This is a genomic window from Marivirga atlantica, assembly GCF_016734805.1.
Classification (GTDB): Bacteria; Bacteroidota; Bacteroidia; order Cytophagales; family Cyclobacteriaceae; genus Marivirga; species Marivirga atlantica.
In genome coordinates, this window is sequence record NZ_JAERQG010000001.1 from 62,972 (window position 1) to 75,056 (window position 12,085).

Below are 12,085 nucleotides of genomic sequence, written 5' to 3' on the forward strand. Positions count from 1 at the left end.
ATAGTTTAGTTTATAGTTGTTTATTGGTTAGTCTCAGAGAAGGCAGAAATATTACAGTCTTGTCGCTTTCTTGTGTCAATTATATAAATAATTTTCCAAATTCCAGCTTCCTTTAGCAGTTGAAATGAATTAACACCGCAGTGGCTAAACTCTTTATCAATGAAAAAACCATAATCCATCCAAACTATGGCCAATCCTTCTGTAAGATTCATTTTGTAATTAGCGGTTCTTTCGTCCCAGGTTTGCTCTTTAGGTTTACCTACAGCATCAAGCCATGCCTGAGGATTACTCTCTGTAAATACTTTTGTGCCTCCACCTGGCTGTATACCTACCGAGTGCATGACAATATCTTTATGCAAATGCTGAGAAATCATACTACTATCCCCCTGTCGCATGCCATCGAACACATCAGTAATGATTTGCATCACAGCTGTAGAATCAGCCTTTGGAAGTGATTGAGCATGCACCAAGAGCGTGCTCATAAAAAGAAAGAAGAAAAGAATGTACTTTGTCATACCTATTAAGTTTTGACATAAGTTCCCCTTTCTTCTCAAGATACAAAACCGTTTTTACATCAACGGTCTACTATTTTATTCTGTGATGTGCTCGAAATGAGACCAAACAAAAGCTTTAGGAATAGGGCTCACTACATTAAAGGGTTCTTTCTTTACAGGATGCTCAAAGGATATTGCTCTCGCATGTAAGGCAATTGAGCCGTCTTTTGTAGGCTTTGGGAAGCCATATTTTACATCTCCGATAATAGGGCAGCCTATTTTTGCCAGTTGTACTCGAATTTGGTGTGGTCTGCCTGTAATAGGCTTTATTTCAATCAAATTTCTGTCACCTTGAGCACTAATGAGTCGATATTCAAGTGTTGACTCAAGTCCACCTTTATTATTACTCACATGGGCATGGGTAAAGTTTTTGTTATTGTCCTTTTTTAGCCAATGTGTTATGGTATCTTCTGGTTTAGGCGGACGCTTCTCTGTTATAGCCCAGTATGTTTTGTCTACCTTTCTCTCCTGAAACATGCGCGAGACACGTTCCAACGCCTTTGAAGTACGCGCCAAAACTACAGTTCCGGATACCGGTCTGTCTATCCTATGTGGCGTACCACAAAATACTGCCCCGGGCTTTTTATACTTCTCTGCAATATATTTTTTTGCGTGTTCAGATAGAGGTGTATCTCCTGTCTGATCACCCTGTACCAACATCCCTGAAGGCTTATTAACCACAAGAAGGTGGTTGTCTTCATACATCACTAATTGCAAAAAGTCTTGAAAGTCCATAAGTGAAATATTTTAATATTCAGATGTAAAATGAAACTCAATGTCCGGGAAGTTATCCTGAACCATTTGTAACCAAGCTTTAGTTTCAGCCATAAATACCAACTTACCGTCTTTATCTTTCGCGATATGTCTGTATTTAGATTTTACAAATTCATCAAGCTTCTTTTTATCCTTGCTACTAATCCAACACGCTTTGTAAAGATTCATTGGAGAAAAAGTACAGGATGCCCCATATTCATTCTTGAGCCTATGCTGTATTACTTCAAACTGCAGATTACCAACAACCCCAACTACTTTACGAGCACCCATTTCAAAAGTAAACAACTGGGCCACACCCTCGTCCATTAACTGATTTAAGCCTTTATCAAGCTGCTTTGTCTTCATAGCATCCTTATTAATCACTTCTCTGAATATTTCAGGAGAGAAGCTAGGAATGCCTTTAAAAAGACCGATATTATTTTGAGATAGTGTATCACCAATTTTCAGGTTGCCCGTATCATATAAACCTACTATATCACCAGGAAAGGCTTCATCAATGGTTTCTTTATCTTGAGCCATAAAAGCCGTAGCATTCGAAAAGCGGAATTTCTTTTCATGACGGACATTCAGATAGCTGTTACCTCTCTCAAACTTACCAGAGCATATTCTCACAAAGGCAATTCTATTCCTGTGTTTAGGATCCATATTGGCATGAATCTTAAAAACGAAACCAGAGAAATCTTTATCAGTAGGCTCTACGGCCTGCTCTTCGGTTTCTCTACCTTTTGGCTCCGGGGCTATATTAATGAAAGTATCTAGCATCTCCTTTACCCCAAAGCTGTTAACGGCAGACCCAAAAAATACTGGTGCTACCTGACCATTTAAGTATTCAGTTTTATCAAACTCAGGATAAACTCCTTCAATAAGCTCAACATCTTCACGTAATTGGTTGGCTAAGGTATCGCCTGTATATTCTTCTAAAATACTATCTGATAGGTCTTTTACTTCTACTCCTTCGGCAGAAAGTTGCTGCTTACTTGGCTTAAATAGTAGCAGATTTTTACTAAAGAGGTTATAAACGCCTTTAAAGGTTTTACCCATACCTATAGGCCAAGTCAAGGGCCTAACATTAATAGCTAGCTTATCTTCAATTTCATCTAAAAGATCATAAGGATCTCTACCCTCTCTATCGAGCTTATTAATGAAGCAGATTACAGGAGTATTCCTCATACGGCAAACCTCCATGAGCTTTTCGGTCTGCTGCTCTACCCCTTTCACACAATCAATTACCATTACTACGCTATCCACAGCCGTTAGTGTTCTGTAGGTATCTTCAGCAAAATCCTGGTGACCGGGTGTATCGAGTAAGTTGATCTTCATTCCCTGGTACTCAAATCCCATAACAGATGTAGCCACAGAAATACCTCTCTGCTTCTCTATTTCCATCCAATCGGATTTGGTAGCGGTATCTATCTTGTTAGATTTTACAGCACCTGCAGTACTAATAGCTCCACCAAAAAGCAAAAGCTTTTCTGTAAGGGTTGTTTTACCTGCATCGGGGTGGGCAATAATGCCAAATGTGCGTCTTTTCTTAATTTCCTGTTCTATTGTACTCATGTCTCATTCTCGATAGAACCGCAAAAGTACAAAGAATTAAAGGAATGGAATATGCTAAGTGAATAAATCATACAGTCATTTTAGACTGCTCAATCTTTTGGCTGATTTCATTCCATAAATGTTGTCGGACTTCCAAGGCCTTAATAGCGGCTATCTCTGCTTCTTGCCACTTCTTGGCATCATCCTCACACAATTCCTCTATCATTCGGAGTGACAAAGGCCCATGTTCATCACCATCTAGTTCAATATGTCTTTCTAAATAATAAATTAAAGCTTCCAGCTCATCATTTTCTTGATTAAGCCCTTTAATAATGCTTGTGAATAAGTCGGGTATTAAATCTTCCCGGCCAAAGGTAAAAGCTGCGGCAATTTCATGGGTCTTACCATTCTCAATTAGCTCGAAACTAAATCTTAAGAATTTCTTTATACCATCTGGCAGATCAGATGTGGCATCAAGGTAATTCAAAAGCTCAGGAATAGAATTACAATGATCTAAAAGCAAAGTGATTGAGTTCGTTGAGGCATTTAAATCATTCATGGCTTCCAGGTATAATTCATAATGACTCTTGACCTCTCCCTTAGGATTTACGTCTGTTTCTTCCCCTAAAATAATTTCATTAATGAAACGAGCAGTTGAAGGAGAAGCAACAGGTTTCCAGGGAAGACTAATACAAGTGAGTTTTTTCTGTAAAGCTTTTAGTAATGACATAAAATCCCATACAGCAAACGCATGTATTTCCATAAATACACGAACCTCCTCCACAGAAGTAATCTGCGAATAAACGGGGTGCTCTAATAAATCACTTCGATAGGTTTTGATACTTTCCTGAATAGATTGGATACTCATTAATTGTTATTTATAAGTCGTTTTAGATACGAAACTGCAAAGATATTGGATGACCATTTACGAAAAAAGGCAATCTGATTGATTGCCTCTCGTAAACTTTATAAAACAAGTAACTTCAGTCTACTGTAGTTGAAAATTGATCGGGATTGTCATTCTCACTCTTACCGCTTGCCCTCTGTTCTTCCCGGGAATCCAGTTAGGTGCAGATTTCAACACTCTAATAGCCTCCTTATCCAAACCTTCAGAGATCCCTTTTATGACTTGTATATCGGTAAGGCTCCCATCCTTCTCAATTACAAACTGAAGGTAAACTCTTCCATCAATACCCATTCTTTGTTCTCTTCGTGGATACTCGATATTCTCAGATATATACTTGTAGAATGCATCTGTTCCTCCTTCAAATTCTGGTCCTGATTGGATTGAAAACCCATCATAAATTGAGTTATCAATAACAACAGTCTCTACTCCAGGCCCAGCATCATCCATAGCCTCATCTAACCAATCAAGATCTACCTCTTGCTTGTTCTTCTCAGCGACCTCCTTCTTTTCATCTGTTATTTCAAAAACTTTATTCTTCTTTGGAGGTAAATCAATTTGGGGCTTAGGCTTAGGCTTTTGAACAGTAGATACAGGATCATAAACAAAAATTGTTCCCTGTTCAGGTTCCAATGGAATTCTGTCTGATTCACTAATATAAACTTTGTGTTCGAAAGCCACGAAGCACAAGGTAAGCGCTATAACGAGTCCTATATTGAAAAATAGAGGTCGTTTAGCATACAATTTCTGGGAAGCATTTTTAAATTTTTCCATCTGAATAATCATTTTTAGGTTAAACATGATTACCCATACACCTACCTCTCTAACGTCACTTTTTAAAATACCTATATACGAAACGTAAAAAAATATAAAAAAAGCCTGTCAGAATTCTTATCTGACAGGCTTTCCGCATAGTTAAACTGTTATTTTCAATTATTTAATTTCCTCATAATCAATATATTCCCCTCCTTTAAAATTAGAGGCTGATCTTTTTGATTTATTTTCAGGAGCATATTCAATAGAAACACCATCGGCATTGGTTTTTCTCTTGCTCTGTTGATTACTTCGTGATTGATGAGTTTGTTGATAGGCTGTTTTTGCCCCTAATCCTCCTGCTAGCATTCTGAATAGAAAACCTCCTAATCTAAAAACTACATAGCCGATAAGAAATAGTATTAATAAAAATTTAAACATAACTAAAAGCAATACGTCAAATCAAAAATAATAGTTTGATTTTACTTCCATTTTTTCAACTTATCTACTTAGGTATAAGTTTCGTTCAGAGTAAATTTTAAGGAAAAAATCATCCATTAGGTCATCAATAAAATAGATAGCCTCTCCTGTAGACTTCATCTCAGGCCCCAATTCTTTGTTCACATTAGGGAATTTATTGAAAGAAAATACAGGCTCTTTTATAGCATAGCCCTTCTTAGTTGGCTTAAAGTCGAAATCCTTAACCTTCTTATCGCCCAACATTACCTTAGTAGCATAATTTACATAAGGTTCATCATATGCTTTACAAATGAACGGAACAGTTCTTGAAGCTCTTGGGTTGGCTTCAATGATGTAAACAGTATCGTTTTTTATAGCAAACTGGATATTGATTAGGCCTTTAGTTTCTAAAGCCAGCGCAATCCTCCTTGTATAAGTTTCAATTTGCTGCATTACAAAGTCTCCCAGGTTATAGGGAGGTAGCACGGCATAAGAATCTCCAGAGTGAATACCAGCCGGTTCAATATGCTGCATGATGCCAATGATATAGACGTCTTCCCCATCACAAATGGCATCAGCCTCAGCTTCAATAGCACCATCAAGAAAATGATCCAACAACACTTTATTATTAGGGATATCTCTCAACACATCTACCACATGCTCTTCTAACTCCTTCACATTGATAACTATCTTCATCCCTTGTCCACCAAGCACATAAGATGGGCGAACCAGCATAGGGAAGCCTATATCGTCAGCCACTTCAATTGCAGTATCTGCGTCTTCAACAACTGTGAATTTCGGATAAGGTATGTCATTATCAGCCAACAGCTTAGAAAATGAACCTCTATCTTCTGCTAAATCAAGCGCCTCAAAAGAAGTTCCGATAATTTTAATACCATATCGGTTTAACTTCTCTGCTAATTTAAGTGCTGTTTGTCCACCTAACTGAACTATAACACCTTCAGGCTGCTCGTGCAGAATGATGTCATAAATATGTTCCCAAAAAACAGGTTCAAAATATAGTTTATCAGCTGTGTCAAAATCGGTAGAAACCGTCTCAGGATTACAGTTGATCATAATGGTTTCGTAACCAGCTTCCTTAGCAGCCAGAACACCATGAACACATGAGTAATCAAACTCTATCCCTTGCCCAATTCTGTTAGGTCCTGAACCCAAGATGATAATCTTCTTCTTATCAGATTTTTCAGATTCATTCTCTTTCTGGAAGGTAGAATAATAGTATGGCGTTTGGGCTTCAAACTCTGCTGCACAGGTATCAACCAATTTATAAACTCGCTTGATACCCATTTCATGACGCTTCTTGTAAATTTCACTTTCAAGACATTTTACAAGATGCGCTATCTGTCTATCAGCATAACCTTTGCTCTTAGCCTTCATCATTAACTCTTCCGGCAAATTGTCAACAGTATATTTGCTGATTTCCTTTTCCAGAATTAATAGTTCTTCAATCTGCTCAAGGAACCATTTATCTATTTTGGTTAGTTTTTGAATGGTTTTGAAAGGGATACCTAATTTAAAAGCATCGTAAATATGGAACAGTCTATTCCAGCTAGGAAACTCCAGGCTATGTAGTATCTGATCTTGCTTAGTTACTTCCTTACCATCTGCTCCTAGTCCATTTCTTTTTATTTCTAAAGACTGACAAGCTTTTTGAAGCGCTTCCTGGAAATTTCTTCCTATGCCCATCGCTTCTCCAACTGACTTCATCGAGAAGCCTAGCCTTCTATCAGAACCTTGAAATTTATCAAAATTCCATCTTGGTATTTTAACGATGACATAGTCAAGCGATGGCTCGAAATACGCTGAAGTAGTTTTAGTAATCTGATTTTTAAGTTCATCCAGATTATAACCAATGGCCAGTTTAGCAGCTATTTTAGCGATAGGGTAACCCGTAGCTTTAGAGGCCAGGGCAGAAGAACGACTAACCCGTGGGTTAATTTCAATACCAATAATTTCATCAGTTTTAGGATTAACAGCAAACTGCACATTACATCCTCCGGCAAAATTACCGATTCCTTTGATCATTTTAATAGCCAGATTCCTCATTTCCTGATAAACTGTATCAGGTAAGGTTTGCGCTGGAGCAACTGTTATGGAATCACCTGTATGGATACCCATAGGATCGAAGTTCTCCACAGAACAGATCACAATAACATTGCCTATGTTATCTCTTAATATTTCAAGCTCATACTCCTTCCATCCTAAAATACTCTTTTCAATAAGTACCTCATGGATTGGAGATGAGTGAAGTCCATCAGTAAGGGCCTTATCAAATTCGGCAGGGTCAGTAACAATAGCACCTCCCAGGCCACCTAAAGTAAATGATGACCTCAATACAAGCGGAAAACCTACACGTTGTGCAATTTCTTTACCCTGTAAAAAGGAAGTAGCCGTTTCACCTTCACAAACTCCGACACCCAATTCTTTCATTCTTAATCTAAAAAGCTCTCTGTTTTCAGTAGTGTCGATTGCATCCATATCAACACCGATCATGCGGCAGTTGTACTTCTTCCAAATACCTGCGTTCTCGCAATCCATTGCCAAATTCAATGCTGTTTGACCTCCCATAGTAGGAAGTACAGCATCTATTTTGTGCTTTTCTAAGATTTCAATGATTGACTTTTTAGTAAGTGGCTTCAGATAAATGTTATCAGCTGTTACTTTATCAGTCATAATAGTGGCAGGGTTAGAATTGATAAGTGTTACTTCAATTCCTTCTTCCCTCAGCGATTTTGCTGCTTGAGAACCTGAATAATCAAACTCACAGGCCTGACCTATAATGATTGGACCTGAACCGATAATTAATACTGACTTGATGCTGTTGTCTCTAGGCATTTCGCTCTTTTTATTTTAGGTGACGGGCTTAAATAAATTGGGCAAAATTAAGACGATATGTGGAGAATCAAAAGTAAGTTGCTAGGCAATCTTCCGATAAAGTCGGGATTGTATAAATCCGTGCTTGAAACTCACTTTTTTTATTAACTGCAACTGGCTTTTTTTAAAAAGCTTCTCAAAATCTGGAATGGCTTTTATTCTTAATCCTGCTGATATCCAAAAAAACACATACATCACCTTAATGAAAAGGTTATGGACTTTATTCTGTGGATAAAAATCGGCCTGAAGCCATAAGCCATTATTTTTTAATTGATGTTTTAGCTTATCCATAAAGACTAAGAGTGATGTCTCGCTGAAGCAGTCTAGAATAAAGGGTGTTATAATAGCGTCAAAATTAGCATTGAATTTATATTCCATAATATCTGCCTCAACAAATTCAATTGAGCAGTTAAACTTACGTTTTGCAGCCAGTTCAATCATCGCTGATGACTTTTCTATATAAATAACTTTTTGGCTTTTTTTAAGATATGATAATAATGCACCAGAGCCTCCTCCTAGTATTAGAATCTGTGAGTTTTCAGGAATATCTTCAAGAAAAGAGAAAGACGCCTTATCTAAGCTTGACTGAAAAACTATTTTTTTAAGCAGATCATAAAATGAAGCTATTCTGTTAAAGTCAGGCATTAATCTGAAGTAGCAAGAATCTCAATTAAAGGAAGTACAAAAACAATATCTCCAATTACTCTGTACCACTCTTCCTCACGTAAAATTGTTTCCTTACTGAGAACCATGGCTAAAACAGAACCCATAAAAATTAACATGGCTTGATAATCCAGAAAGTCCGAAGATTTAATCACGTAGAAAGAAATTGACCAACCAATTACGAACAATACAAATAGTACTAGAATAACTCTACGGGTGTAGTCATGTCCCTTTACAGTGGCAAAAGAGCTAAAACCGAACTGCTTATCACTTTTATACTCAAACATGTTAAATATAAGTAGATTGATACTTGCCAGAAAAAAGAATTGTAACCAAAAATAAAGTAGATCAACACTAAATTCACCTAAATAGGCTTGTGTAGGCAAGCAGATTCCAGAGGCATAAACAATAGCAATAAACCATTCCTTTCCCCAATAGGGTTTCTTCCTTAGATGGACAAAAAACAAATAGCCAATAACTATTGCTCCTAAAAGCATTCCCTGCCAAAACAACTCAGTAGATAAATATTGCACAGTAAAAATGAGCACCACACTCATCATAGCTACCATTGCAAAAAGTAGAGGTGCATTTTTATGATGGAGAACATGTCTTAGAAAAGCCTTTTGGGGTTCAACTTTTCTGGCATCTAGCAAATGATCAAGTGTATAAATAAGCCAAACTGTGATACTTAAGGCTAACAAAGCTTCAGAAGGAATATCAACTTTAAAGTAGTTACCAACCCACCGCGCACTGATGGCAGCACCTGCTACAACATCCAAACTAAAGGCACGGATATATTGATAAAGCTTGTTTAACATTAGTATAAATGTATGCCAAATCTAGAAAAAGCGCATAATGATCGATAAAAAATAAAGATAGGGCGAAAAAAAAAGGCTATTCGAAAAAACGAATAGCCTTTTAATATATTTCCTGAGGTTGTTCTTACAACTTCTCTTTGATTCTTGCAGATTTACCCATTCTACCTCTTAAGTAATAAAGTTTAGCTCTTCTAACAGAACCTCTTCTTACCACATCAATTTTATCAATTGCAGGAGAAATTAATGGGAATATTCTTTCAACACCGATACCACTAGAAATTTTTCTAACAGTAAAAGTTGCTGAGTTACCAGTACCTCTTCTTTGGATGACAGTTCCTTGATAATTCTGGATACGTTCTTTGTCACCCTCTTTAATTTTAACGTGCACATTAACAGTATCTCCTGCTTTGAAATCAGGAAGTTTATTTACTGCTTCTTTGTACTCGTTTTCTATTTCTTTAATTAGATCACTCATTGCTATTGCTTTTATGCGATACAGTTCTTGTCCGAAAAATGGAGTGCAAATATAAGGATATTTTCTTGTTTCACACTCATTTAACGAAAAATTATTATTCTTTTTTCAATAAATCAGGCCTTCGTGCCTTTGTCTTAGCCACAGCCTGCGCGAAACGCCAATCTTCAATTTTTTGTTCATGCCCTGAAAGCAAAACTTCAGGCACCTTCATACCTTTATAATCAGCAGGCCTTGTGTAAACCGGTGGAGCTAACAAACCATCCTGAAAAGAATCAGTCAAGGCTGAAGTTTCATCGTTTAAAACTCCCGGCAATAACCTTACAACAGCATCAGTCATTACAGCAGCGGCCAACTCTCCTCCAGAGATTACAAAATCACCTATGCTTACCTCTTTGGTAATATAATGCTCTCTAACACGTTCGTCAACACCTTTGTAATGACCGCAAAGCATTATTAAGTTACCTTTTAGTGCCATTTCATTAGCCATATTCTGATCGAACTGCTCACCGTCAGGTGTCATGAAAATCACCTCATCATATGATCGCTGTTCCTTTAGTTCATCAATTATTCTGGCAATTGGCTCAATTTGGAGCACCATACCGGCACCTCCACCATAAGCGTAATCATCAATTTTCCTGTGCTTATTAGTAGAATACTCACGGATATCATGCACATGAATCTCAACCAAACCTCTTTCCTGAGCACGTTTTAAAATACTATCAGCAAATGGACTTTCAAGTAACTTCGGTAAGCAAGTAATGATATCAATTCTCATGACCAACTTGGTTTAGTCTTCCAGGTAAAGCTCAAGCAGACCTTCTGGCAAAGTGATGAATATCTCATTTGTGTTTCTATCAACTTTATTGATGATCTCATCATTTATTGGAATAAGCACTTCTTTACCTTTATAATCCATTCCTATTAAATCCTGATGGCCAGCTTCATAAACTTGACCCACAGTTCCAAGTTCTCCTTTGTTTTCATCTATCAGCTTGAAGCCAATAATCTCATGAAAGTAAAATTGATCATCAGACAATTTGGGAAGTTGGTCCAGAGGAAGATGCAGGCTTAAACCTTTAATAGTATTAGCATCATCTTTGGAGTCAATATCCTCGAACTTAACCAGAGCCTGCTTATTATTAACTTGAATGTGCTCAATAAAAAAAGGAACCAGCATTCCGTTTTGCAACACGAATACTGATTCCAATTCAGCATAATCTTCCGGGAAATCCGTATCTAACGAGATATAAACTTCACCGTGTAAGCCATGAGGTCTTAAAACAACACCCAATTCAAAGCATTGAGATTGTTTCATGGCCTATTAAATTAATCTTCTTTCTTATCTTCAGATGCTTCTTCAGCCGGAGCTTCCTCTTTAGCCTCTGCTGCTGGAGCTTCTTCAGTTGCTTCTGCTGCTGGAGCTTCTGCTTCATCAGCTGATGCTTCAGTCTCTTCAGCTTTAGCCGCTGCGTCAGCTTCTTCCTGTCTTTTCTTAATAGCTTCAGCTCTAGCTTCGTTAACTTTAGTTTCAGCATCAAGTCTAGCCTTCTTATCAGCCGCAGCCTTGTCAGCAAGTTGCTTCTCTTTACCTTCAATCTTACTTGATTTGTCTTTCAACCAAGCTTCAAGTTTTTTGTCAGCTTCTTCCTGAGTCATTGCTCCTTTCACAACACCTATTTGCAAATGTTTTCTCAACAACACCCCACGGTAAGAAAGCATAGCTTTAACCGTATCGGTTGGTTGGGCACCATTCATTAACCATTGAAACGCTCTTTCGTTGTCAATATCAATTGCAGCTACTGGAGTGTTAGGGTTATAAGTACCTAATTTTTCAATAAAGCGACCATCACGTGGTGCACGGGCGTCTGCCACGACTACATCGTACATTGCCATTTTCTTACGGCCTCTTCTGGCCAATCTGATTTTTACTGCCATTATTTAATTTAATTTTTAGCAATCGAAGGAACACGTCCTTCATTTTTTGGACTGCAAAGGTAAACATAAATTACTAAAAATCAGGTCCTAGCTGAAAAATTATTAATTAAATGTAAAGCTAATGCAATAGGCATGTTAAATCACTAATCACGTTTAGCGTAATTTTCACAACAGTTTTCAAGATTTAAAGTTATTAGGACTATTGCTTAATAATAAGTTAAATGATTCATTATCAATTATAATTGCTTAATTGCTTAAGCAATTTTTAAGTTATTTTTGAATCAGTTACTTTTGTTCATATCATTCACAAAACAAGCCA

At 37.3% G+C, this 12,085-nt stretch carries 13 protein-coding genes; all 13 read right to left on the reverse strand.

Translation table 11 applies throughout. The features are described 5' to 3' along the window. Positions 1-20: 20 nt before the first annotated feature. The 13 genes from JKP34_RS00295 to JKP34_RS00355 all read right to left on the reverse strand — a co-directional run bounded on the left by JKP34_RS00295 (position 21) and on the right by JKP34_RS00355 (position 11,766). Positions 21-515: a nuclear transport factor 2 family protein gene (locus tag JKP34_RS00295; protein WP_201916514.1), complete on the reverse strand. Its 495-nt coding sequence runs from the start codon at positions 513-515 to the stop codon at positions 21-23. Positions 516-590: 75 nt separating this feature from the next. Further along, a complete protein-coding gene (locus JKP34_RS00300; protein WP_201916516.1) occupies positions 591-1,289 on the reverse strand; it encodes an RluA family pseudouridine synthase in 699 nt (232 codons plus the stop codon). 12 nt (positions 1,290-1,301) lie between these two features. Then, positions 1,302-2,885 (reverse strand): peptide chain release factor 3, encoded by a 1,584-nt coding sequence (locus JKP34_RS00305; RefSeq protein ID WP_201916518.1) that lies wholly within the window; start codon positions 2,883-2,885, stop codon positions 1,302-1,304. Between the two features lie 67 nt (positions 2,886-2,952). Beyond that, positions 2,953-3,732, reverse strand: coding sequence for a DUF3050 domain-containing protein (locus tag JKP34_RS00310; protein ID WP_201916520.1), 780 nt, complete (start codon positions 3,730-3,732; stop codon positions 2,953-2,955). A 120-nt stretch (positions 3,733-3,852) separates the two neighbouring features. Continuing rightward, positions 3,853-4,542: an energy transducer TonB gene (locus JKP34_RS00315; RefSeq protein ID WP_201916522.1), complete on the reverse strand. Its 690-nt coding sequence runs from the start codon at positions 4,540-4,542 to the stop codon at positions 3,853-3,855. 159 nt (positions 4,543-4,701) lie between these two features. Next, positions 4,702-4,962, reverse strand: a complete 261-nt coding sequence (locus JKP34_RS00320) for a DUF4834 family protein (RefSeq protein WP_201916524.1) — start codon at positions 4,960-4,962, stop codon at positions 4,702-4,704. A 60-nt stretch (positions 4,963-5,022) separates the two neighbouring features. After that, the gene (gene carB / locus JKP34_RS00325) at positions 5,023-7,836 is read right to left on the reverse strand and encodes a carbamoyl-phosphate synthase large subunit (RefSeq protein ID WP_201916526.1); all 2,814 of its coding nucleotides are present in this window, start codon (positions 7,834-7,836) and stop codon (positions 5,023-5,025) included. A gap of 81 nt (positions 7,837-7,917) precedes the next feature. Continuing rightward, complete coding sequence (locus tag JKP34_RS00330; protein WP_201916528.1) at positions 7,918-8,520, reverse strand: class I SAM-dependent methyltransferase; 603 nt, start codon at positions 8,518-8,520, stop codon at positions 7,918-7,920. After that, positions 8,520-9,356, reverse strand: a complete 837-nt coding sequence (locus JKP34_RS00335; protein ID WP_201916530.1) for a hypothetical protein — start codon at positions 9,354-9,356, stop codon at positions 8,520-8,522. The genes JKP34_RS00330 and JKP34_RS00335 overlap by 1 nt, the downstream gene beginning before the upstream one ends. Positions 9,357-9,480: 124 nt before the next feature. Continuing rightward, on the reverse strand, positions 9,481-9,831 hold the full coding sequence (gene rplS / locus JKP34_RS00340) for a 50S ribosomal protein L19 (RefSeq protein WP_201916532.1): 351 nt from the start codon (positions 9,829-9,831) through the stop codon (positions 9,481-9,483). A gap of 94 nt (positions 9,832-9,925) precedes the next feature. Further along, positions 9,926-10,606, reverse strand: coding sequence for a tRNA (guanosine(37)-N1)-methyltransferase TrmD (trmD, locus tag JKP34_RS00345; RefSeq protein ID WP_201916534.1), 681 nt, complete (start codon positions 10,604-10,606; stop codon positions 9,926-9,928). Positions 10,607-10,618: 12 nt separating this feature from the next. Beyond that, positions 10,619-11,146 carry a ribosome maturation factor RimM gene (rimM, locus tag JKP34_RS00350; RefSeq protein WP_201916536.1) on the reverse strand — a complete coding sequence of 176 codons (528 nt, stop codon included), beginning with the start codon at positions 11,144-11,146 and terminating at the stop codon, positions 10,619-10,621. Between the two features lie 11 nt (positions 11,147-11,157). Beyond that, positions 11,158-11,766, reverse strand: a complete 609-nt coding sequence (locus JKP34_RS00355) for a 30S ribosomal protein S16 (RefSeq protein ID WP_201916538.1) — start codon at positions 11,764-11,766, stop codon at positions 11,158-11,160. Positions 11,767-12,085: the final 319 nt, after the last annotated feature.